This window comes from Auritidibacter sp. NML130574 (assembly GCF_003185725.2).
GTDB classification, from domain to species: domain Bacteria; phylum Actinomycetota; class Actinomycetes; order Actinomycetales; family Micrococcaceae; genus Auritidibacter; species Auritidibacter ignavus.
Genome location: NZ_CP031746.1, coordinates 74,729 through 97,649, shown reverse-complemented (window position 1 = coordinate 97,649; position 22,921 = coordinate 74,729). Strand labels below are relative to the sequence as shown.

General features: G+C 59.1%; 26 protein-coding genes. 5 read left to right on the top strand and 21 right to left on the bottom strand.

The features are described 5' to 3' along the window. Positions 1-15: 15 nt before the first annotated feature. The 7 genes from rimI to glmS form a co-directional block, all read right to left on the bottom strand. Entirely contained in the window at positions 16-534 is a 519-nt protein-coding gene (rimI, locus tag DCC27_RS00555) for a ribosomal protein S18-alanine N-acetyltransferase (RefSeq protein WP_110097889.1), read from the bottom strand. A gap of 5 nt (positions 535-539) precedes the next feature. Beyond that, positions 540-1,202 (bottom strand): tRNA (adenosine(37)-N6)-threonylcarbamoyltransferase complex dimerization subunit type 1 TsaB, encoded by a 663-nt coding sequence (gene tsaB / locus DCC27_RS00550; RefSeq protein ID WP_110100762.1) that lies wholly within the window; start codon positions 1,200-1,202, stop codon positions 540-542. Positions 1,203-1,218: 16 nt separating this feature from the next. Next, positions 1,219-1,812, bottom strand: coding sequence for a tRNA (adenosine(37)-N6)-threonylcarbamoyltransferase complex ATPase subunit type 1 TsaE (gene tsaE / locus DCC27_RS00545; protein WP_110100623.1), 594 nt, complete (start codon positions 1,810-1,812; stop codon positions 1,219-1,221). Beyond that, entirely contained in the window at positions 1,805-2,989 is a 1,185-nt protein-coding gene (gene alr / locus DCC27_RS00540; protein WP_110100624.1) for an alanine racemase, read from the bottom strand. Before alr ends, tsaE begins: the two co-directional genes overlap by 8 nt. Positions 2,990-3,042: 53 nt before the next feature. Continuing rightward, on the bottom strand, positions 3,043-4,593 hold the full coding sequence (locus DCC27_RS00535) for a bifunctional ADP-dependent NAD(P)H-hydrate dehydratase/NAD(P)H-hydrate epimerase (RefSeq protein WP_110110274.1): 1,551 nt from the start codon (positions 4,591-4,593) through the stop codon (positions 3,043-3,045). Positions 4,594-4,601: 8 nt separating this feature from the next. Further along, the gene (locus DCC27_RS00530; protein ID WP_110097894.1) at positions 4,602-4,952 is read right to left on the bottom strand and encodes a holo-ACP synthase; all 351 of its coding nucleotides are present in this window, start codon (positions 4,950-4,952) and stop codon (positions 4,602-4,604) included. Positions 4,953-5,018: 66 nt separating this feature from the next. After that, on the bottom strand, positions 5,019-6,899 hold the full coding sequence (gene glmS, locus DCC27_RS00525) for a glutamine--fructose-6-phosphate transaminase (isomerizing) (RefSeq protein WP_110097895.1): 1,881 nt from the start codon (positions 6,897-6,899) through the stop codon (positions 5,019-5,021). Positions 6,900-7,147: 248 nt separating this feature from the next. On the opposite strand from glmS, the gene coaA reads away from it, so the two are divergent. From coaA to mscL, 3 genes are read left to right on the top strand one after another with little or no spacing between them, the layout of a single operon-like run. Further along, entirely contained in the window at positions 7,148-8,095 is a 948-nt protein-coding gene (gene coaA / locus DCC27_RS00520; RefSeq protein WP_110098171.1) for a type I pantothenate kinase, read from the top strand. Positions 8,096-8,106: 11 nt separating this feature from the next. Then, a complete protein-coding gene (locus tag DCC27_RS00515; protein ID WP_110100627.1) occupies positions 8,107-9,168 on the top strand; it encodes a M15 family metallopeptidase in 1,062 nt (353 codons plus the stop codon). Between the two features lie 33 nt (positions 9,169-9,201). After that, complete coding sequence (gene mscL / locus DCC27_RS00510) at positions 9,202-9,660, top strand: large conductance mechanosensitive channel protein MscL (RefSeq protein WP_110097897.1); 459 nt, start codon at positions 9,202-9,204, stop codon at positions 9,658-9,660. 54 nt (positions 9,661-9,714) lie between these two features. On the opposite strand, the gene DCC27_RS00505 is transcribed toward mscL, so the two are convergent. Beyond that, the gene (locus DCC27_RS00505; RefSeq protein WP_110100628.1) at positions 9,715-9,939 is read right to left on the bottom strand and encodes a hypothetical protein; all 225 of its coding nucleotides are present in this window, start codon (positions 9,937-9,939) and stop codon (positions 9,715-9,717) included. Positions 9,940-9,965: 26 nt separating this feature from the next. After that, positions 9,966-11,309: a phosphoglucosamine mutase gene (glmM, locus tag DCC27_RS00500; RefSeq protein WP_110110273.1), complete on the bottom strand. Its 1,344-nt coding sequence runs from the start codon at positions 11,307-11,309 to the stop codon at positions 9,966-9,968. Between the two features lie 177 nt (positions 11,310-11,486). Between glmM and DCC27_RS00495 the strand changes: the two genes are divergently transcribed. Both DCC27_RS00495 and DCC27_RS00490 read left to right on the top strand, forming a co-directional pair. Then, on the top strand, positions 11,487-13,022 hold the full coding sequence (locus tag DCC27_RS00495; RefSeq protein WP_246840109.1) for an ABC transporter substrate-binding protein/permease: 1,536 nt from the start codon (positions 11,487-11,489) through the stop codon (positions 13,020-13,022). Then, positions 13,022-13,810, top strand: a complete 789-nt coding sequence (locus DCC27_RS00490) for an amino acid ABC transporter ATP-binding protein (protein ID WP_110100629.1) — start codon at positions 13,022-13,024, stop codon at positions 13,808-13,810. Before DCC27_RS00495 ends, DCC27_RS00490 begins: the two co-directional genes overlap by 1 nt. 111 nt (positions 13,811-13,921) lie before the next feature. On the opposite strand, the gene rpsI is transcribed toward DCC27_RS00490, so the two are convergent. The 12 genes from rpsI to secY all read right to left on the bottom strand — a co-directional run bounded on the left by rpsI (position 13,922) and on the right by secY (position 22,743). Then, positions 13,922-14,422, bottom strand: a complete 501-nt coding sequence (gene rpsI, locus DCC27_RS00485) for a 30S ribosomal protein S9 (protein ID WP_110097901.1) — start codon at positions 14,420-14,422, stop codon at positions 13,922-13,924. Between the two features lie 33 nt (positions 14,423-14,455). Beyond that, positions 14,456-14,899 (bottom strand): 50S ribosomal protein L13, encoded by a 444-nt coding sequence (gene rplM, locus DCC27_RS00480; RefSeq protein WP_110097902.1) that lies wholly within the window; start codon positions 14,897-14,899, stop codon positions 14,456-14,458. 280 nt (positions 14,900-15,179) lie between these two features. Further along, a complete protein-coding gene (truA, locus tag DCC27_RS00475) occupies positions 15,180-16,109 on the bottom strand; it encodes a tRNA pseudouridine(38-40) synthase TruA (RefSeq protein ID WP_110100630.1) in 930 nt (309 codons plus the stop codon). Positions 16,110-16,220: 111 nt separating this feature from the next. Continuing rightward, on the bottom strand, positions 16,221-16,844 hold the full coding sequence (gene rplQ, locus DCC27_RS00470; RefSeq protein WP_110110272.1) for a 50S ribosomal protein L17: 624 nt from the start codon (positions 16,842-16,844) through the stop codon (positions 16,221-16,223). 103 nt (positions 16,845-16,947) lie between these two features. Beyond that, the gene (locus DCC27_RS00465; RefSeq protein ID WP_110097904.1) at positions 16,948-17,976 is read right to left on the bottom strand and encodes a DNA-directed RNA polymerase subunit alpha; all 1,029 of its coding nucleotides are present in this window, start codon (positions 17,974-17,976) and stop codon (positions 16,948-16,950) included. A gap of 154 nt (positions 17,977-18,130) precedes the next feature. Further along, positions 18,131-18,532: a 30S ribosomal protein S11 gene (gene rpsK, locus DCC27_RS00460; protein WP_110097905.1), complete on the bottom strand. Its 402-nt coding sequence runs from the start codon at positions 18,530-18,532 to the stop codon at positions 18,131-18,133. A 70-nt stretch (positions 18,533-18,602) separates the two neighbouring features. Next, positions 18,603-18,971 (bottom strand): 30S ribosomal protein S13, encoded by a 369-nt coding sequence (gene rpsM / locus DCC27_RS00455; protein WP_110097906.1) that lies wholly within the window; start codon positions 18,969-18,971, stop codon positions 18,603-18,605. Between the two features lie 263 nt (positions 18,972-19,234). Next, entirely contained in the window at positions 19,235-19,348 is a 114-nt protein-coding gene (gene rpmJ / locus DCC27_RS00450; RefSeq protein WP_110097907.1) for a 50S ribosomal protein L36, read from the bottom strand. A gap of 36 nt (positions 19,349-19,384) precedes the next feature. Next, positions 19,385-19,606, bottom strand: coding sequence for a translation initiation factor IF-1 (infA, locus tag DCC27_RS00445; protein WP_110098174.1), 222 nt, complete (start codon positions 19,604-19,606; stop codon positions 19,385-19,387). A gap of 193 nt (positions 19,607-19,799) precedes the next feature. Continuing rightward, positions 19,800-20,648: a type I methionyl aminopeptidase gene (gene map / locus DCC27_RS00440; RefSeq protein WP_110097908.1), complete on the bottom strand. Its 849-nt coding sequence runs from the start codon at positions 20,646-20,648 to the stop codon at positions 19,800-19,802. Positions 20,649-20,762: 114 nt separating this feature from the next. Continuing rightward, the gene (locus DCC27_RS00435; RefSeq protein ID WP_110097909.1) at positions 20,763-21,380 is read right to left on the bottom strand and encodes an adenylate kinase; all 618 of its coding nucleotides are present in this window, start codon (positions 21,378-21,380) and stop codon (positions 20,763-20,765) included. A 49-nt stretch (positions 21,381-21,429) separates the two neighbouring features. Then, positions 21,430-22,743, bottom strand: a complete 1,314-nt coding sequence (gene secY, locus DCC27_RS00430) for a preprotein translocase subunit SecY (protein ID WP_110097910.1) — start codon at positions 22,741-22,743, stop codon at positions 21,430-21,432. Positions 22,744-22,921 lie beyond the last annotated feature (178 nt).

The window sequence follows — 22,921 nt, the reverse complement described above, 5'->3', positions numbered from 1 at the left end:
GATGTGTCGGGAAGGTCATGAACGCGCTTTCGGGTCGTCGTGGGTCGGGGTGTTGGGCAGTATTTTACGCATCACCAAGGCATCGACTCCGGGCGGGTAGTAGTGCGGGCGGGTTGAAATGTGCTCAAATCCCAACTGTTGGTAGAGCTGTTGAGCGCCGGGGTTATCGGCACGTACCTCTAAGAGCAGGTCGGTGGCGCCACGTTGCTGGGATTCGTCAAGCATCCACTGCATCAGGGCGGTCCCGATACCCTGGCGACGAACGGATTCTGCTACCGCGATGGTTTGGATATCGGCCAGGGGTAGCACACACATCAACCCCGCGTAACCGACGACCTGCTCTGTTGGTTCGCCGGTGGTGACCGCAACCCGATAGGCTCGGGTCCCGCCTTGCTCCGGTGGGGTGGTGGCGGCCAGTTCGTCGTGGAAGAAGGAGGCCGGCCAGGCATCCAGAGGGAACAGTTCTCGTTCCAGCGCATGCACGGCGGGGATGTCCTCGGCTGTCATCTGACGCAGTCGGTAGGCAATAGTCATCGGGATCACCCGTGGCGCATTGCGGCCGGGATGTGGGCGTCGTGACCGCGCAGGTACATCGGTGTAACCGGTTCGAGCCCACGGCCACGGCGGAGTGCCCGGATGCCGTAGTGCCCCAGGAATTCTGCCAGCGGCTGAGCCCGGTCCCATCCGGGTACGGCGTGCAGAGCGTCAGGGTACAGCCCGGCTCCGGCGCCGACAACCGGCAACCGGGTGACGTCTTCGGCGGAGGTGACAAAGGGGCCGTGCAGGCGCTGGGATTGTCCCCCGATCAGCTCGTAGTGGGCCCAGTACACCTCGTGTCGGCGGGCATCGGTGGCGACCACCAGTTCTTCGTACCCCTCACGCCACAGTGGTGCCACAGCCTGTTCGGCGAGCGCATCCAAGCTCATCACCCCATAGCAGGGAATGCCCCAGCTATCAGCCAGGGTGGCGGCGGTGAGCACACCGACGCGCAGTCCGGTGAAGGGGCCGGGGCCCACCCCAGCGAAGACCGCCTGAAGGTCCTGGACCCCCAGGCTGGCTTCCTCGAGCACTTCCGCCACATAGCCAGCCAAAACTTCGGAGTGGCTCCGTGTGTCCTCGGTGTGCCGGGTGGCGATGGTGTCGTGCCCGGTGACGATCGCTACCGAGGCTCCGGCAGCGCAATCAACAGCGAGATAGTACATACGGGAGTATCCCACCTTAGGGTTGGTCGGGGCCAGTCGATTCCTCGAAGACGACGGCTGGGTGATCAGGAATCAGCTCGGCAAGGTGAAAACGGCTGTGGTGGTCGCAGACAACGATCCGGCGAGATTCGTCGTGGTCGTCTGCGTCGGAAAAGTCGGTCACCATCGGTGCAGTGGGATCCGGGGTCCCACAGCGCTGAAAGTCTAGTTCGAGCCAGCCGGTAGTGGCGAACAGGGCCTCTGCGAGGCCACGGCCCCATTCGATGACGGTTACGGACTGCTCGAGATCGGTGTCGAGGTCGAGGCTGGCGAGCTCGTCGGCGCCCGAGATCCGGTAGGCATCCACATGGACCAAGTCTGGCAGTCCGGGGTGCTGGTTGCGGTGGTGGTGGGCGATGACGAACGTCGGGGATTTCACCGGGTCGGTGATCTTCAGCCCGGTAGCCAGGGCCTGGGTGAAGGTGGTTTTGCCGGCACCGAGGTCTCCGGTGAGCACCAGCCCGTCACCGCCACGCAAGTGCGTGGCCAGATGATGGGCTACCGCGGTGGTTCCGGTTCGATTAGCCACGGTGATGACCAAGGAGTCCTGGGACTTGGTGCTCTCAGCCATCGATGCCCTCCGATACGTGGGGGTAGATGTGTTGCCGGGGTACCCGCTGGGAAATGCGGCTGACGATCTCGTAGTTGATCGTTCCGGCAGACTGTGCCCAGTGGGCCGCGGAAAGGCCCGAGCGTTCCCCGAAGAGTTCCACCTCAGCACCGACGGGTGCAGTAACGGTGTCTTCGGGGCTGATATGCAAGTCCACGACGAATTGATCCATGGCCACGCGCCCGCAACTGCGGTAGATTGTCCCGTCGATCCACACCGGGGCTTCCCGAGCGATCCGCGGGATGCCGTCGGCATAGCCCAGGGGGATCAAGGCCAGCCGGGTTGGCGCGCTGGTGTGATAGAGGTACCCGTAGGAGACCCCTTGGCCTTTCGGCACCGGTTTATTGTTGGCCACGCGGGTGCGTAAGGACATCACCGGGCGTAGTCCGAGGTCTTCGGCGCAGCGGTCGGCGAAGGGGCTGAGCCCGTAGATCGCGACTCCGGCGCGCACCAGATCCAGGTGGGTGTCGGGGCGGGACAGGATAGCCGGAGAGTTGGCGATATTGCGCAGGTCGATGGTCAGCCCATGGGTGCGGGCCCGCTCAACGGCCCAGTGGAAGACACGGAGCTGTTCGTCCACGTCTTCTTCTCGTTCGGGTTCATCGGCTACCGCCAGGTGGGAAAACACCCCGACGGTGCGGATGAGTCCTTGTTGTTGGTACCGTGCGGCGGTTTTGACCAGGTCTTCCCACTGTTCGGGAACGCAACCGTTGCGACCCAGCCCCGTGTCGATTTTCAGGTGAATTTTCGCGGGGGTGCCCATCTGTTCGGCCACCGAGGCGATATGGGGTAGCTCCCAGCCGGAGACGCCCAAATCGATATTGTGTTCCACCGCCTGGGCGAAGTCCGTGCCGGGTGCGTGCAACCAGGCCAGGGTGGGGGAGGTAATGCCAGCGGCCCGTAGCTGGAGTGCTTCTTCGACCAGGACCACGCCCAGCCAGCTGGCACCGGCCTCGAGTACCGTGCGGGCAACGGGGATCAGCCCGTGACCGTAGGCGTCAGCTTTGACGACGGCCATCAATTGGGCCGGGGCGACCCAGTCTTTGATGACGCGAATATTGTGGGCGAGGTTGGCGTGATTGATCACGGCGATCCGGTGCCCGTCTGGGGCCTCTGGGATGAACTCAGCAGAAGACATAACGACTCCATTATTCCACCACCGCTACGGCGACGGTACCGAATGTGTGGGATTTAGCCTCGTGAGGCGAGTACGGCTCGAACGGCCGGGGCTAGGTCCGAGGCGGAGACTGGTCCGGCGTGGCGTGCGCTCACGGCCGCGGCCCCGTGGAGGTGGATGGCAGCCAGCACATGGTGCAGCACCTGGTGTTCGGTGACAGGCGAGTTCGTGCGTGTCCACGCCGTGGCCAAACTGACAGCGATCAGCCCCGCCAAGGTGTCGCCGGTGCCGGCTGTGGCGAGGTCGGCGCTTTGGGCCGGGTGGAGTCCTCGCTGACCCGATGGGGTGGCCACGACGGTATCGGCGGCTTTCAGCACCACGTAGCAACCGGTTGCCTGCGCCAACGCGGTGGCCCAGGCCAGCGCGTCTTTGTCTCCACCGATCGTTGCCGGAACTGCCTCAGTGCCCACGAATCTCTGGCTCAGTCGCGACATTTCCCCGAGGTGCGGGGTCAGCACGGTGGGTGCGGTCCGCGAGCTGGTGCCTCCGAGACGGAGTCGGTCGAGCCACCCCTGGTCCACCAGGTCTAATCCGGTGGCATCAATGACCACCGGTAGGTCGTGTTCCACAGCATGGTCGAGCCCCTCGTCGAGCCGTTGCCGGCTGGTTGAGGTGTCGTCGAGCCCGGGGCCGATCACCAGGCTGGTGACCTGGGGCACCGGTGCGGCGGTGACCACGGTTTCCGGGCGATCGCCGAGTACGAGCGGTCGTAGGCTCGGCACGGTTTCTGGGTCGGCGATCAGGTTTACCATGCCGATTCCGCAACTGGCCACAGCTCGGCTACACAGCAGGGACGCGCCCGGATAGGCTTCGGATCCGGCAATGATTCCAACGACACCGCGGGAATATTTGTAGTCGGTAGCCCGTGGGGGTGGAAAACACGTTGTGACGTCGTGGGGGTCCGGGCACCACACCGTGGGTTGGTAGGATAGGTGCTCCTGCAACCCGATATCAACAGTGTGCACACGACCGGCGTGCTGGTGCCCTGCCGAGAGCAACAGTCCAGTTTTGGTGGCCCCAAAAGTGACCGTGGCGGTAGCGGTCAGCGTGTCTCCGTCCAGCTGTCCGGTATCGGCGTTGATCCCGGAGGGGATGTCACAGGCGATAACTGTGGTCTCCGGACGGGGTCGATCGATACCTCTCTGGGCCAGCACGGCGCTCATCGAAAAAGGACCGGAAGCGCCAGTGCCCAAGACCCCATCGATCACCACGTCGGTGCGCTGGCCCAAGGCGGTGACGAACCGGCCCCCTGCTCGGTGGAACGCGCTCACCGCGTCCTGCGCGTTCTGCTCCGGATTGCCGAGCACCGCAATGGCCTCGACCGAGACCCCACGCTCGGCCAGCATCGACAGCGCCCAGAGGGTGTCAGCACCGTTCTTTCCTTTGCCGATCAGCCCCACAACCCGGCTCCCATAAACCGCACCGTGAGCAGTCTCCGCCAGGTAGGCCAGTACGTGGTGCGCGAGTCCCCAGGCCGCACGGCGCATTAAAAGCGCCGAGGCGCCACGGGCAATTAGGGGCGCCTCGGCCTTTCGGACACTGGTTCCAAAGTAGAGCTTTTTCACGAGAGACCTTAGCCTTCAGCGACCACCATGGCTGCCGCCCAGCCACCGTCGTGAGACAGGGACAGGTGCCAGCGACGCACGCCCTTCGCTTCAGCAATATCGGCGATCGTTCCGGTCACCACCACGTAGGGTTGCCCGGATGCTTCGGCGCCGATGGTGCAGTGTTGCCAGTTCATGCCACCCGGGGCGGCCAACGCTTTGGCAACGGCTTCTTTGGCGGCAAAGCGGGCGGCCAGGGATTGCAGATTGAGCTCACGTTCGGGCGGGGTGAACAACCGTTCCTTAAGTTTCGGGGCTTTGCGAAGTTGCCCCGCAAAGCGGTTGATATCCACCATGTCTATCCCGATACCGATGATCATGTGCTCAGTCTACCGTTCCCTGTTGTTCGTCCTGGTGTTACTGTCTGCTGGCACCCCAGAGGAGCGTTATTCCACGGTGACCGCTTTGGCAAGGTTGCGTGGCTGGTCCACGTCATAGCCCTTGGCAGCTGAGAGTTCCATGGCGAAGATCTGCAACGGCACCACGGTCAACAGTGGCATCAGTAGCGGCATGGTCTCCGGCACGTAGAAGACCTGCTCGGCGAATTCCTTGACCTTCTCGTCTCCTTCGGCTGCCACGACCACGGTGGCTGCACCGCGAGCGCGAACTTCCTGAATGTTGGAGACCACTTTGGCGTGCAATGAGTGTCGGTCCCGCGGAGAGGGCACCACCACAAACACCGGTTGGCCCTGATCGATCAACGCGATGGGGCCATGCTTGAGCTCACCGGCGGCAAAACCTTCAGCATGGATATAGGCCAGCTCTTTGAGTTTCAAGGCACCCTCGAGAGCCACCGGGTAGCCCACGTTGCGACCCAAGAACAACACCGAGTTGTTCTGCTGCATCTGTTGCGCCAAGTCTTTGACCGCCGCAGCGTTTTCCAGCACCTTGTGAATCTTTGCCGGGATTTCGGCCAGTTCGGCCAAAATATCCTTGATCTGCTGGCTGAAAAGTTGCTTCTGTAACTGAGCCAGGTAGAGCCCCAGCAGGTATGCTGCGGTGATCTGGGCCAAGAAGGCCTTGGTGGAGGCCACCGCGATTTCCGGGCCCGCATGAGTATAGAGCACCGCGTCCGACTCGCGCGGAATGGTCGCTCCGTTGGTATTACAAATCGAGACGGTGCGCGCGCCCTGCTCGGAGGCATAACGGACCGCCATGAGCGTATCCATGGTTTCACCGGACTGAGAGATCGACACCACCAGGGTGGAGGGATCGATGATCGGATCACGATAGCGGAATTCGTGCGAGAGCTCGACTTCCACCGGGATCCGTACCCAGCGTTCAATGGCGTATTTAGCCACCATTCCTGCGTACGCGGAGGTTCCGGCGGCCAAGATCACAATTTTGGAGATGGCCTTGAGTTCTTCTTCATCAATGCGCAGTTCGTCCAGGGTCAGCCGACCGCTCGCATCGTGACGTCCCAACAGCGTATCCGCCACTGCGGTGGGCTGTTCGTGGATTTCCTTTTCCATGAAGGTCTCGTAGCCACCCTTTTCAGCAGCCGAGACGTCCCAGTCAACGGTGAAGGGTTTGCCTTCGGCCGGCTGGCCCTCGAAGGAAATGATCTCCACTGAATCGGCGCTGATGGTTACGATCTGGTCTTGATCCAGTTCAATGGCGTTGCGGGTCTCATCGATGAAGCCGGCAACGTCAGAGCCCAGGTAGTTGGCGTCATCGCCCAGACCAACCACCAACGGCGAGTTGCGACGCGAGGCCACCACGTGATCCGGATGCTCGGCGTGCACAGCCAGTAGCGTGAAGGCCCCTTCGAGCCGGTTGACGGTCAGCCGCATGGCCTCGGTGAGGTCCTGGTGCGCCTCGGTGCGGTAGAGGTGGCCCATCAACACCGCGGCCACTTCGGTGTCGGTTTCAGAGATGAAACTGTAGCCATCGGCCACCAGCTCATCTTTCAGGGCCGCAAAGTTTTCCACGATCCCGTTGTGGATCAGAGCGAGTCGGCCCTGATCGGCCAGGTGGGGGTGAGCGTTTTCGTCCGAGGGCACACCGTGAGTTGCCCAGCGGGTGTGTCCGATACCGACCTGCGCTTCGGGCACAGGGTGCTCGGCGATGTTGTCCAGAAGGTTCTGGAGTTTGCCTTCTTTTTTGCGCATTTCCACGTGGCTTGGTTCCTCCGTGGCAATGACCGCAATACCCGCGGAATCATAGCCACGGTATTCAAGTCGTTTCAGGCCGGTCGTCAACACGTCCACCGCGTTGCGCTGTGTCACGGAGACTGGCTGTCCTGCGTATCCAACAATTCCACACATGGATTCAACAATAGCCGGTGATGGACCACTTCCAGACCATTGAGTATCGTTGTCGCCGGAATTGAGCTACCTGTCACCCGATGCGCACCACTGATGTCACTCACAGCACGGTGTTTACCGTCGTGGTCCATAATAGAGCGGTGACTGATTCTCAATACTCCACACCCTCGGTGCCCAAAGTTTTTGGTGCCCGGCAGACCCCGGTGTCGCCGGTGACTGCCAGCAACCCCCGGGTCGGTTCGCCACCGATGGAAGAGCAAAATCACTACTCGCCGTTTATTGAACTGGACCGTCCAGCCTGGGCCCGGCTCGCCCATGAGCTAGAACAGCCCTTTGATGAGTCCGACGTGGAACGTTTGCGGGGACTGGGAGAGCAACTCTCTCTACAGGAGGTCGCCGAAGTATATCTGCCCTTGTCTCGGTTGTTATCGATTTACGTCGATTCCTCGTCGAAACTGCGCCAAGCCTCCAATGAATTCCTCGGAGAGTCCACCCGACGCACCCCCTACGTCATCGGAGTCGCCGGCTCGGTAGCAGTCGGAAAATCGACCACGGCTCGCGTACTCCAGGAGATGTTACGTCGCTGGCCCAATACCCCGCGTGTGGAACTGGTCACCACAGACGGTTTCCTGTACCCGAATGCAGAGTTAGAGCGTCGCAATCTGCTGGGTCGCAAAGGCTTCCCGGAATCCTACGACCGACGTCGCCTGCTGCGGTTCGTCTCCGATGTGAAAGCCGGTAAACCCGAAGTGCGGGCTCCGATGTACTCGCATTTGACCTACGACATTCTGCCCGACCAACAAGTGGTGGTCCGTCGTCCGGACGTGTTAATTATGGAGGGGCTGAACGTGTTGGCCCCACCCACCGTTCGAGCTGATGGCACCGCAGGGTTAAGTGTCTCTGACTTCTTCGATTTCTCGATCTATGTTGATGCCCGGACCACGTTCATCAAGCGCTGGTACACCGAGCGTTTCATGGACCTGCGCAAATCGGCTTTCACCGACCCCCGCTCCTATTTCCACCGCTATTCCACGCTGTCGGATGCTGAAGCCGAGCGTACGGCATCCGATATTTGGGATCGGATCAATGGCCCGAATTTGAAGGTCAATGTACTACCCACACGCGGGCGTGCCAGACTAGTGTTAACCAAGGACGAGCATCACCGCGTCAAGCGGGTTTTAATGCGGAAAGTTTAACGAAGCGTTCGATGGCTCCACCACGCACACAGCTCAGCGCCTATCGGGCGGTGGCCTCTGCTGTCATCGTCGTGCTGGCGCTGACTTCGTGCGCCTTAGCCGAACCGAGAACCTCGGCCACCCACCGGATGGAACACCGGGTACAGCACCCGCACGAGCACCCGCGGGTGGAGTTTGTGATCGACTCACCGCTTATGGTCTTTCCCGCCACAGGACCCCCGTCGTCTCGCGAGCCCCTCTTACAGGCCCGGAGCGCTCCAACTCGCCAGGAATCGGTGCTGGAATCCTCGCCACGTCCGGCGCGTCAACACTCGATTCTGCACAGTTCGCCCCGGCCCTTGCGACAACAGTCCATTGTCGAGCCATCCGCTGTCCCGACCGCGCCGGGTCCGAGCGCCGGTACCGCCTCAGAGTCGAGCCCAACATCGCCGAGTCGCCCGGAGCCCACCGAGACCACGACTGTCGAAGAACTCGACCATCAGGACCCCGCCTCCATCCACGTCATGGTCAATAAGCACCACCCGCTGGAACCAATAGACTACGCGCCCGAGGACCTGGTGTCCGTTCAGGGCACCGGCACCTCACAGACTGTCACCTTACGCCAGGAGGCTGCCACCGCACTGGAAGAGCTCATGGAAGTAGCCACAGACGATGAGGTCACATTCTCCTTACTGTCGGGCTACCGGTCCTATGAACGACAAAACCAGCTCCACCGGCAGTATGTGGCCAGTCATGGTACCGATCAGGCCGAGCACTTCTCTGCCCGTCCCGGCTACTCCGAACACCAGACGGGGCTGGCCGTGGATGTGGCCGGAGAGAATCATCACTGTGTGCTGTCGGCCTGCTTTGGCGAGACCGTCGAGGGCCAATGGCTCGTTGACCACGCCGCCGAGCACGGCTGGGTGATCCGTTATCCGCAGGATTCCGCCGAGCTAACCGGGTATGCCTATGAGCCCTGGCACCTGCGATACGTCGGGAAAGAACAGGCTGAAGCAATTGTCGATGCCGGGGGCATTGCCGAAACAGCGTGGGGCTTTGAGGCTGCCACAACATATCCGGAAGAGTCACACTAGTCACACGGTTCTCTACGTCCTACGATGAATGTCATGCTCCAAGGATTCAAAGACTTCATGATGAAGGGCAATGTCATTGACCTGGCCGTGGCCGTGATTATTGGTGCGGCATTCAGCCAGGTCGTGACCGCGCTGACTGACTCGGTCCTGATGCCGTTGATTTCAGCGCTGGTGGGATCACCGAACTTCGACTCTTTCGCGGTACTGGAACTGAACGGCAACGAGATCCGCTTCGGCGTCTTACTCACCGCGGCCGTGAACTTCCTGCTGATCGCCGCCGCGGTTTACTTCGTGATCGTGCTACCGATGAATAAGATGATCGAAGCTCGCAACCGTCGACTCGGCATCGAACCCGAAGAGGACGCCGTGGCCGAAGACGTTCAGCTACTGACCGATATCCGCGATTTGCTAACCGCCCAGGCCAAGGCCCAGGGTACCGATCAGCTCGCAGATCACTCCCGCGACGAATCCTCTGGACGCCACGCCGAATAGATTTCTCCCACCATCAACAGCTCAGCGCCGGCCAAGTGCCCGGCGCTGAGCCCTTTAACCGGAACCATCCAAACACGGTGCCCAGTTCAGCGTGGCCTGTTCGCAATCCGGTGCAGTAATCAACGTCCAGCTCAACAAGACGAGGCCGGTAGCCAGCACCACAATCCCGATGAACAGCACCCACTGCCACCGCAACAGGTGTTGGGCTGGTTGTGGCATCACGTCCCCGGCGTCAACGTTGTCCTGTTGCGACGGGTCGACGAGATGTTCTGATGCCATGATGTTCGAGATCCTTGACAGGAGATTTACAGAGCGAGCTGTGTGGCGACCTCTTGGGCCAGATACTCAGCTTCCCGCTCAGCCTGCGCCTGATCAGCGGCTTCGACCATGACGCGAACCACCGGCTCGGTTCCAGAAGGACGCAAGAGCACCCGCCCGGTTTCGCCTAGTCGGGATTCCGCCTCGGCCACTGCCTGCTGTACTGCGGGATGATCTTTCACTGCGGTTTTGTCTACGTTATTGACGTTGATGAGCACCTGGGGGAGCTTCGTCATCACGGTGGCTAATTCGGCCAGCGACGATCCGGTTCCAGCAACGCGGGCAGCGAGCTGGAGACCAGTCAAGACGCCGTCGCCGGTGGTGGCGAAGTCCGAGAAGATCACGTGGCCGGACTGTTCGCCACCCAGGGAGTATCCGCCTTGGTCCATGGCTTCCAGCACGTAGCGGTCGCCCACCTTGGTTTCCACGACGTTGATGCCCTGGTCTTGCATGGCCAGTTTCAGGCCGAGGTTCGACATCACGGTGACCACGAGCGTGTCGTCTGCGAGCTGGCCGGCTTCTTTGAGCGCTGTAGCCATGATGCCCATGATCTGATCACCATCAACCACATTGCCCTGGGCATCAACGGCCAGGCAACGGTCAGCATCCCCGTCATGCGCGATCCCGAGATCGGCCCCGCGGTCCACGACAGCCTCTTGGAGACGTTCCAAGTGGGTTGAGCCGTAGCCAGCATTGATATTCAGGCCGTCGGGGGCCGCCCCGATGACCACCACATCGGCGCCGGCGTTAGCGAAGGCCTGCGGGGAACAACCGGCGGCGGCACCGTGGGCGGCATCGATCACGACCCGCAACCCGTCCATCCGGTTGGGAAGACTTTTCAGCAGGTGAAGCACGTAGCGGTCTTCTGCGTCGGCGAACACCCGCACCCGCCCGACCTCAGCTCCGGTGGGGCGTTGTGGTGGCTGTGACATTTGCTCCTGGATGGCGTCTTCCTGTGCGTCGGAGAGTTTCAGGCCACCGCGCGCCAAGAATTTGATGCCGTTGTCTGGGGCAGGGTTGTGGGAAGCCGAAATCATCACACCGAAATCGGCGTTGATATCGGCAATCAGGAAAGCTGCCGCCGGGGTGGGAAGCACCCCAGCATCGTAGACGTCGACGCCGGAAGCGGCGAGACCAGCCAAGACCGCGGCGTTGATGAATTCCCCGGAGATTCGTGGGTCTCGGGCCACCACGGCCAGAGGACGACGGCCGTCGGTGGTGTGATGACCTAAAACCACCGCCGCGGCCTGCGCGAGCTGTACAGACAGTTCGACGGTCAGTTCTTCATTGGCTTTGCCTCGAACGCCGTCGGTTCCAAACAATCGAGTCATTCCACTTAGTGTAATCGCGAAAGGTAAATGCCCGAGATTCACCACGCACGTGGGATCGTTTCCTGGTTTTTGCCGGCCTGTGATTTCGTATCGCACGGTGAGAAAACAGTCGGCACCGCACCTCGACGGGTTCTTGCTGGGGTGCCTTGGACACAGCATCGGAGGACCAAAGCACGTATGCTGGATCACATCACCACTATTCACACAGAAGAGGTAACGATGATGCGCAAACTCAGCGCCCTGCGGGCACTGGTGATTGCAATGCTGTGTCTCATACCGGCATTGCTCGCTGGATCGTCTGGTGCCTGGGCCGATGCCCAAGAAGTACCGCCCGGGGATTCAGGAGACAATCAGGTCGCCGGTGACGACGCTGGTGAACTGTACGTGATCGGGACGGATACGACCTTCGCTCCCTTTGAATTCCGGGATCCGTCCGGCGAATTGGTCGGTATTGACATCGATATTATGACCGCGATTGCCGAGAATCAGGGCTTCCAAGTCGAGTTCCGTTCGATGGGCTTTAACGCGGCCCTGCAAGCGTTGAGCTCCAATCAGGTCGACGGTGTGATCGCTGGTATGGGGATCACCGACGAACGCCAGGAAGTCTATGACTTCTCCGACCCATACTTCACCGGCGAGCTGACCATCGCTGCCAACGAAGGCAGTGGCATCACCGGCTGGGAAGACCTGGAAGGGGAGACGGTTGCGGTCAAGACCGGGTCCCTATCCGAAGAGTGGGCCCGAGAAATGCAAGAGGACTACGATTTCGAGCTGAATTCGCTGGACCAGACCACCTCCTTAGTCGAATCAGTCAAAGCCGGCCACGACGCCGCGCTGGTTGATGACTTGCCGATTATTGCCTACGGAATTCAACAGGGCTCGGGTTTGGAACTGGTCTCTGATCCCGAGCCGGCCGGCGATTACGGTTTCGCCGTCAATAAAGGCGAGAACCAAGAATTGCTGACCATGTTTAACGAGGGCTTGCAAGAAATTCAGGCCTCGGGTGAGTACGACGAGATCCTTGACCGTTATCTGGGGGAAGATGCCGAGGGACCAGATAATTCGACATTCATCGGCCTGTTGCAGACCTCCCTGCCGGCCCTGATGATTGGTCTGGGAAACACCCTGGCGATTACCGGCATTTCCTTTGCCATGGCGATGGTGCTCGGTCTGGTCTTCGGTTTCTTGAAGGTCTCCTCCAATATCGTGTTGCGCGGTATTGCCACCACCTATGTCAATCTCTTCCGGGGCACTCCGGTTCTGGTCTGGGCGTTTTTCTTCTACTTCGGTCTCCCCCAGCTCATTCAAACAGAAGTCAATATTTGGTTGGCCGGTGCCCTGACGCTGTCTCTAAACGCCGGTGCTTATATCGCCGAAATTGTTCGCGGGGGTATTCAGTCGGTTGACTCCGGTCAGCAAGAGGCGGCTCGGTCACTTGCCCTAACGTCCGGACAGTCTATGCGCTACGTGGTCTTGCCACAGGCCTTCAAGATCATGACCCCGTCACTGATCAACCAGCTGGTGATTATGATCAAAGACTCCTCGTTGCTGTTGGCTATCGGTTTCGGTGAGTTGCTCTATCAGGCGCAGCAGATCTACGCTGCCAACTTCCGCGTGACCGAAGTGCTGGCCATTGCCGGTCTGATCTACTTCATCGCCATCTATCTGCTGACCAAGCTCGCCAACTTTGTCGATAAGAAGGTGAATCACTGATGAGCCACACATCATCGAATCCCCACACCTCGACCATCCCCCTGGTGGTCGATGATTCGTCCAACATCATCCGGCTCGAGAACCTCCACAAGTCTTTTGACAAGAATCATGTCCTCAAAGGTATTGATGCCACGATCAAAGTTGGCGAGGTGGTCTGCATTATCGGCCCGTCGGGGTCCGGTAAATCCACGTTATTGCGCTGTCTGAACCGGTTGGAAACTCCCAGCGACGGCGCTGTTTGGGTGGGAGGCTACAACCTGGCTGATCCCAAGGTGGACATCAACGAGGTTCGTAAACATGTCGGGATGGTGTTCCAGCACTTCAATCTCTTCCCCAATATGAACGTCCTGGACAACATCACCTTGGCCCCGCGCAAGGTGAAGAATAAAGCCGCCCAAGATGCCAGTGACCAGGCGATGGCCTTGTTGAAGCGGGTCAACCTGGAGGATAAGGTTGAAGCCAAAACATCGTCCCTGTCGGGTGGCCAAAAACAACGTGTGGCGATCGCACGCGCGTTGGCGATGAACCCCGAGGTCATGCTCTTTGACGAAGCAACCTCAGCATTGGATCCTGAGACGGTCGGTGAGGTTTTGCAAGTCATCCGGGATCTGGCCGGCGGAGGCATGACCATGGTGCTGGTCACGCATGAGATGGGTTTCGCTCGCGAAGTTGCCGACACCGTACTATTCATGGACGATGGCCAACTTGTCGAGCGCGGGTCGCCTGCCGAGGTCTTTGAAAACCCGCAGTCTGCACGGCTACAAGACTTCCTTTCCAAGGTGCTCTAAGCCCGGACCAGCGGCGTTTTTTAGAGAACCCTACAAGCCAACGGGGACCTCGCCATCATGGCGAGGTCCCCGTGTGGTGTGCTGGCTGAATGCGCCAGTACAAAAAGGAGTTTAGCGCTTGGAGTACTGCGGGGCCTTACGGGCCTTCTTCAGACCGGCCTTCTTCCGCTCAACAGCGCGCGCATCGCGAGTTAAGAATCCGGCCTTCTTCAGGGCAGGACGGTTGTTGTCGCGATCGATGTCGTTCAGCGCACGAGCGACGCCCAAGCGGACTGCACCGGCCTGGCCGGAAGGGCCACCGCCACGCACAATAGCGATCACGTCGTAGGCGCCGTCAACGTTGAGAAGCTTCAGCGGGTCGTTGACTTCCTGCTGGTGGAGTTTATTCGGGAAGTAGGTGTCGAGCTCGCGGCCGTTGACTTTCCACTCACCGGTGCCCGGAACCAGACGCACGCGGGCGATGGCCCGCTTCCGGCGACCCACGGCGGAACCGGACTGAGTCAGGGCAGGACGCTCTGCAACAGTGGCACCTGCATCGACAGATTCGGTTGATTCGGAGGTGTAGCTAGTCAGCTCCACTTCCTCGGTGGACTCATTCTCATTCAGAGTCATGGTTCTCCTTAGAAAGAATTAATGGGGCTGACCCTACTGGGCCACCTGGTTCAAGGTGTACTCAACGGGCTGCTGGGCAGCGTGCGGGTGCTCGGAGCCGCGGTAGACCTTCAGCTTCGACATGAACTTGTCGTTGAGCTTGTTCTTCGGCAACATGCCACGAACAGCCTTCTCGACGGCCTGGACCGGGTCTTTCTCCAACAGCTCAGCGTAGGAGGTGGAGGTCAAACCACCCGGGAAGCCGGAGTGACGGTAAGCGCTCTTCTGCTCCAGCTTGTGCCCGGTCAGGGTCACCTTGTCTGCATTGATAATGATGACAAAATCGCCCATATCCATGTGGGGGGCGAAACTTGGCTTGTGCTTGCCGCGCAGTAGCGGAGCCACCTGGCTAGCAAGACGCCCCAGCACCACATCGGTGGCGTCAATAACGTGCCATTGACGATCGATGTCGTCTGGCGTTGGTGTAAACGTACGCACTATTCTTGCCTTCGTTAATTCGGTATCGGTCTGCAACATTCGACGAGTTCTTGGGCGTGAGACCAAGTTGACTCGACTGTATCTTGTGGGTGCTTCCGGTACACCAGGTGAGGGCTGGCGTGAAGCCGGGTCGATATTTCCCAGCGCGATGAGACTTTGCAACGATGCAACGACGTCAGTCTGATCAGCGTACAGTCTGGGATGACTCGCACAACAGCAACCTAGTTTAGCGCGAGTCTACCCCTAACACCAAATATGGGGCATGTGGGCTGTGACGAAACTAGCGTTCTGTGTCGCGTTTGGCTCGAGTCTGTTCGGCTCGCGAGGCCAGGTCTTCATCGTTAGGGTAGTCAACACCACTGAGGATAAGTCCCTCAGCGGGAGCCAACCGCACCTGCGAGTCGCGAACCTTGGCCGCTAAACGGTGCGCCAGCCACCCCGGGTCCTTCGACCCCTCCCCCACCTGAATCAGTGCTCCCATCAGCGCCCGCACCATGTTGTGGCAGAAGGCGTCTGCGACCAGCTCCGCGGTAATGATGCCACTGTCGTCGCGGGTTATACGAATGTCGTGGACCGTGCGGATCGTGGTGGCGTCGGGTTTAGGTTTGCAGAAGCTGAGGAAATCATGTAGTCCCAAAACCGTGTTGGCTTCGGCCTGCATGAGGCTCACGTTGAGTTCACGACGTAACCAACAGGTGAAATGCCGTTCGAGAGGTCGGAAGTTCTCTACACGGTCGGCTATCCGGTACCGATAACGGCGCTGGGTGGGCGAGAATCGAGCATCGAAACCTTCTGGAGCCCGCTCGGCAGTATAAATGTGGATCGCTCCGCCCAGGTGTTTGAGAGTCCCGTTCAGGCGTCGCACCAAGCTTTCGCCAGGATCCAGTGCAGACTTACCGCGGGCAAGCCCCCACCATTCGTCCTGAGTCAGGTCGAACTGAAACACTTGGGCTTCTGCGTGCACGCCGGCGTCAGTTCGACCGGCAACCACTGTCCTTATCTCGCGACGAATAAGTGTGTGTAGCCCCTGTTCGATCTCACCTTGCACCGTGGTGAGTCCTGGTTGACGGGCCCAACCGTGAAAGGCGCCTCCGTCATAACCACAACGGACTTTAACCCGCACCGAACGGCTAGTACGAGCTGATTTATTCGCGGGCCTTGGTTGCACAAAAACGTTCTGGGCCCCGGGGGGTGCCTTCTCGTCGTCCATCACATCTAGTGTAGGCACTGAGACGAAAAGGCGGTGTGAACCCTGCTCATTCGTGTAGGGCTCACACCGCCTTGGTGTCAGGCACGTGCCTGGTGAGGTGTTGACAGCAGATTATTTCTGCTCTTCGTCAGTCTCTTTGGCCTCGTCTGCTGTTGGAGCGTCAGCTTCATCAGTGGATTCAGTCTCCGTCTCGGCAGGAGTTTCAGCTTCGGCCATTTCGGCTTCTTGCGACTCGTCGACAATATCGTCGGCAATCGGCTGCTGTTGTTCAGCCTGTTCGTCCTGCTCGTCGGCAGCTACCACCTCAGCAGCGTGCTTGGCTGCGTTTTCGGCATCCTGAACCACAGCCTGTTTGGGCGAAACCGGCTCCATGACCAGTTCGATTACGGCCATCGGGGCGTTATCGCCGGAGCGAGTACCGATCTTGGTGATGCGAGTGTAGCCGCCTTCGCGGTTCTCCATAGCTGGGCCAATTACGGTGAACAGTTCGTGCACGACGGACTTGTTGGTGCGAGAACGACCAGCAATCATGGACTGCACCTTACGGCGGGCGGGCAAGTCACCGCGCTTAGCGAAGGTGATCAGACGCTCGGCGTAAGGTTGCACTCGCTTAGCCTTGGCCAAGGTGGTCTTGATGGACTTGTGCTCGAAAAGGCTCGCCGACAGGTTGGCCAGCATAGCCCGCTGATGAGCAGGGCCGCTGCCCAGGCGCGGACCTTTAGTTGGGGTTGGCATGGTTTTCTCCTTGGGATATTCCCGCACGCGTGGCGGAAGCCACCGACACAGGAATCACTTATTCGGGTTCGGATGTCTTCTCAGTAACCAGTACGGAACGGATTTAGTACTGGTCGTAGGACTGGAAGTCACCGTTGTACTCTTCGCCGCCGTTGTACTCCTGGGAGTCGGTAGCCAGAGGATCGAAGCTTGCCGGTCCAGAGTCCTTCAAGGACAGGCCCAGCTCAGCAAGCTTCTCTTTCACTTCGTCAATGGACTTCGCACCGAAGTTCCGGATATCCATCAGGTCGGTCTCAGAACGAGCCACCAGCTCACCGACGGTATGGATCCCTTCACGCTTCAGGCAGTTGTAAGACCGCACGGTCATCTCCAACTCCTCGATGGGAAGGGCCATATCGGCAGCGACGGTATCATCGGCCGGCGAAGGGCCAACCTCAATACCTTCGGCGGCAACGTTGAGCTCACGGGCCAAACCGAACAGCTCCACCAGCGTGGAACCGGCCGAAGCCAGCGCGTCGCGCGGAGCAATGGATTCCTTGGTCTCCACATCCAGTACCAACTTGTCAAAGTCGGTGCGCTGCTCAACACGCGTGGCTTCGACTTTGAAGGTGACCTTCAGGACCGGAGAGTAGATGGAGTCGACTGGAATTCGTCCGATTTCAGCGTCCGGGGTCTTGTTCTGAGTAGCGGTAACGTAGCCACGACCGCGCTCAATGGTCAGCTCCATATCGAACTTCCCCTTCTCATTCAGGGTCGCGATATGCAGTTCGGGGTTGTGGATCTCAACGCCTGCCGGCGCAGTGATATCAGCGGCAGTTACCTCGCCGGGACCCTGCTTGCGCAGGTAAGCCACGACCGGCTCATCGTTTTCCGAGGAAACCGAGAGCTGCTTGATGTTGAGGATAATTTCGGTGACGTCTTCGTTCACACCGTTGACGGTAGAAAACTCGTGAAGCACGCCATCGATGCGGATGCTGGTCACGGACGCACCGGGTATGGATGACAGCAGGGTCCGCCGTAGCGAGTTACCCAGTGTATAACCAAAACCAGGCTCCAAGGGTTCAATAACGAACCGCGAGCGTTGAGTTGATACGGGTTCTTCAGTCAACGTGGGGCGCTGTGCAATGAGCACTGACATTTCCTTTCAGCGAGGCGTCCGCCATATGACGCCCGCAGGTATGGGGAAACGAGGGAGATAATGATGTTTTGCTGTAAACCAGTAGGCCTCTTCCGGCGCATGGCCCGCGGAATTAGCTTACTGATCCACAGTTGGTGTGCTCAACGGTTTAGACGCGACGACGCTTTGCCGGGCGGGCACCGTTGTGGGCGACAGGAGTGACGTCTTGGATCGATCCGACTTCCAGTCCTGCTGCCTGCAGCGAACGAATCGCAGTCTCCCGTCCAGAGCCGGGGCCCTTGACGAAGACGTCGACCTTCCGCATGCCGTGCTCTTGAGCGCGCTTCGCAGCTTGCTCAGCAGCGGTCTGAGCTGCGAAAGGAGTGGACTTACGGGAGCCCTTAAAGCCCATCTCTCCAGCTGACGACCAGGAAACCACAGCACCGGTGGTGTCAGTAATGGAAACGATGGTGTTGTTGAAAGTGCTCTTGATGTGGGCTTGGCCCTGGGCGATATTCTTCTTCGAGCGACGACTCTTACGTACGGTCGCTCCGCGTCCCTTCGGGGGCATGTTTCTCTCTCCTACGAAAAGCTATTGAGGTGATTAGACAGTAAAGCTCTGGGATTGATGGCCCAGGAGACTACTTCTTCTTACCAGCGACGGTCTTCTTCGGGCCCTTACGGGTACGTGCATTAGTCTTCGTGCGCTGACCGTGGACCGGCAGGCCACGACGGTGGCGCAAGCCCTGGTAGCTACCAATCTCCACTTTGCGACGAATATCAGCGGCGACCTCACGGCGGAGGTCACCCTCAACCCGATAGTTTCCTTCGATGTAATCGCGCAACTCCACCAATTCAGCGTCGGTGAGATCCTTGACACGGGTATCGGGAGAAATCCCGGTCGCCTCAAGGGTCTGCTGCGAGCGGGTACGACCCACCCCGTAGATGTAGGTGAGAGCGATGACCACACGCTTCTCGCGCGGGATATCAACGCCTGCTAGACGTGCCATATGGCCGTTCTCCTTGTTCTGTCGAGCAAAGGTCTGCAACGGTACGTCCTGAACCGTGATGATGGTCTCTTATCATCTGCTAACCCTAAGAATCGACGATCTCAGAACAAGATCGATCAATACTGTAGTCAGCCAGTTCAGTCTCCGGCCTTTGCTGTGTCCGGAGGTTGAGACACATGAATAGTTCATGTGCTCTGCACCGCTGTCGGCTCCTGGACGAGCCTTCGTTCTCAGCGCCTATTGGAAGGGCACCCCGCGGGGTGTTAGCCCTGACGCTGTTTATGGCGTGGGTTACTGCAGATCACCATAACGTTGCCATGGCGGCGAATAACCTTGCAGTTATCGCAGATCCGCTTCACGCTTGGCTGAACCTTCATGGTTCCTCCTTGAGCGTTGTGCTAGTTCTTCTATTTTTATTTGTAGCGGTACACAATACGACCCCGGTCCAGGTCGTACGGGCTAAGCTCGACTACCACTCGGTCTTCGGGAAGAATCCGAATGTAGTGTTGCCGCATCTTGCCTGAAATCGTCGCAAGCACAACGTGCTCGTTCTGAAGGCGGACGCGGAACATTGCATTGGGCAACGCTTCGGTTACGGTGCCCTCGACTTCGATGACGCCTTCCTTCTTAGCCATGTCCTCCACAATCGCTTGGCCCACGCAGTCTTCCTGAAACAGGTATACAAAGGCTACGTGGGGACGAATACTTGATGCGCTGTTCGTGATCTGTGATCTGGCGACACGCCAATCCACTGAAGACAAAAACAGCCAACAAATTATGTTATCTCAGACAGGCACATTTTTCCAGCTCGATCCGCCGTGGGACGGCTTACGATGCCGTGGAAGGCAAGGGAACCGGTGTCACACCCAACGGTTGGAGTTCGCTGGCTCCCCCGTCTTCGGCGGTCAGTACCCAAATTCCGTCCTGATGACGGGCAACCGAGTGCTCCCACTGGCTGGCGCGCGATCCGTCGTTGGTGACCACGGTCCAGTCGTCGTCCAACACGGTCGTGTCGATACCGCCACGAACGAGCATGGGTTCGATCGCGAGGCAAAGCCCGGGTTTGATGCGTTGCCCTCGCATTCCGGAGTCGTAATTGAACACGTCGGGGGCTTGGTGCATGGCTGTGCCGATGCCGTGCCCGACGTATTCTTCCAAAATCCCCAGGTGCGAGCCTGGCTGGGCCCGCACGTAGGTTTCGATGGCCTCGCCGATCTCTCCGACATATTTGGCCGAGGCAAAAGCAGCAATGCCACGCCACATCGCTTTGCGGGTAATCTCAGAAAGTCGCTGGTCTTCCGGGTCAACCCCGGTGTTGTTCTCATCGGCTACGATCACGGTCCGAGCCGAATCGGAATGCCACCCATTCAGAATGCAACCGCCATCAATTTTCAGCACGTCACCAGACTGCAAGGGTGTTGCGTTCGGAATCCCATGGACCACCTGGTCATTGACAGAGGCGCATATGGAGTTCGGGTATCCGTAATATCCCAGAAAATTTGAGGTCGCTCCTGCTTCGGTGATGGTCTCAGAGAAAATCTCGTCGAGTTCCAGTGTGGTGGTGCCGGGTTTCGCGGTCGCAGCGACCGCGTCCAGGGCTCGAGACAGGATAAGTCCTGACTGGTGCATCACTGCCATCTCATTGGCGGTCTTCAGTTCAATTTTGCGACGGCTCATGGTCGCCTCCTGACGGTGCTCGCAAAGGTATTCTCACGGTGTGCGCTCAAAAATCAACAACGCCGGCCGAGAATGCTCGGCCGACGCTGTGATGATGTGGTGGCGACTGCGTGATTACTGGTCTTTCCTCGGACGAATCACGGGAAGTGTCCCGGTGCGTGCACGAATGTTGTACACGGCTTGCAACAACCGCTCGGTGACGTCATCGATCATGCCGGTGCCGTCCACGCGGGCAACAATACCGTCCTTGAGGTAGGCATCAACCAGGTCCGCAGTTTCTCGGTGGTAGAGCTCCAGGCGGTGTTTGATGACCTCTTCGGTGTCATCGCTACGGCCTTCGGTCTCGGCGCGGGCCAGCAGGCGTTGCACAAGTTCGTCGTCGGGCACTTCCAGAACCAGAACGGCAGTAAGGGTTTTACCCTGGTTGTCCAGGATGTTGTTCAGGGCCTCAACCTGTCCGGCGGTGCGAGGATATCCGTCCAAGAGGAAACCTTCGGTAGCATCCGACTGGGCCAGACGATCCTCCACCATGCGGTTTGTGACGTCATCGGGTACGAAGTCACCGTTATCCATATACTGCTTGGCCTCACGCCCCAGTTCAGTGAGTTCCTTGACGTTATAACGGAAGATATCGCCGGTGGAAATCGCTGGAATTCCGAGCTTATCGGCGATCAGGGCCGCCTGCGTGCCTTTACCCGACCCTGGAGGGCCCATCATCAAGATTTGAGACATGTGTGATACCTCAGTCCTATCTACTCTGCTCTACACAAGGATCAGACCACTAACGCAGGAGTCCTTCGTAGTTGTGTTGTTCCATCTGGGCATTGATTTGCTTGATGGTCGTCAGAGCAACGCCCACCATAATCAAGATCGACGTACCGCCGAACGGGAAGTTCTGATTCGCACCGATCAGAACAAAGGCTACCAGCGGAATCATGGCGATAACACCAAGGTACAAGGAACCCACGAACGTGATACGAGAAATCACGTATTCCAGATACTGCACGGTGGGCCGGCCCGCCCGGACGCCTGGAATGAATCCGCCGTAGCGTTTCATATTGTCCGAAATGTCCTGCGGATTGAACGTGATGGTCACGTAAAAATATGTGAACCCAATCGTGAGCAAGAAGAAAATCAGCATGTAGACCGGGTGCGACTGCGTGCCGAAATACTCCTGCAACCAGACCACCCATTCTTTGGGTTCTTCTTGACTACCGGGAGCTGGCTGGTTGAACTGGATCAAGATCTGCGGAAGCATCAGGATTGAAGAAGCGAAGATCACCGGAATGACACCGGCCATATTGACCTTGATCGGAATGTAGGTCGAGGTACCGCCGACGGTGCGACGACCAATCTGACGCTTGGCGTATTGGACCGGTACGCGACGTTGCGAATCCTCGACGAACACGATGGCCATAATGGTCAACAATCCCACGACCATCACGATCGCAAAAGTCTGCCAACCCTGGGTGGTCCAGATCTGGCCGAGTCCGGCCGGGAAGCCAGCTGCGATCGAGATGAAGATCATCAGCGACATACCGTTACCCACACCGCGTTCGGTGATCTGCTCCCCCATCCACATCAGCACCACGGCACCAGTGGTGAGGATCAGCACCAACAACAGGATGGAAGGGATGCTGCTATCGGTGAGCAGCGGGAGGTTGCAGTTCAGCAGTGCACCCGAGGAAGCCAAGGTAGACAGCGTGGTCGCATTCAGTAGCGCCAGTGCAATGGTCAGGTAGCGGGTGTACTGTGTGAGCTTGGCTTGTCCTTCGGCGCCTTCCTTATGGAGGCGCTCGAACCGTGGGATCACGACGCGCAACAGTTGGGTGATAATCGCGGCGGTAATGTAGGGCATGATGCCCAGCGCGAAGATGGAGACCTGGAGCATCGCGCCACCGGAGAACATGTTCACGAACGAGTACAGGCCACCTTCGGTTTCACCGCTGGCCAGACACATTTGCACGTTGTCGTAGTTCACTCCCGGTGCAGGGATAAAAGAACCGATCCGGTAGATCACAATGACACCGAGCGTGAATAGGATCTTGGTCCGCAGATCCGGGGTCTTAAAGACCCGTGCAATCGCGCTGAACAAGCGTCCTCCTGAAGGGGTAATGGTCGAGGTGGCCGAAGCCGTTCGTAGTCTGCGTGGGTGGGCCATAACCCGCGCATCTGCGGGTGTGGTGATGACACACCGTAGAGATTCTAGCGTTAAATGCCTCGGTCCTCGATTCGTTGCAAGACCTCCTGCACAGAATCGAGGACCGATTGGC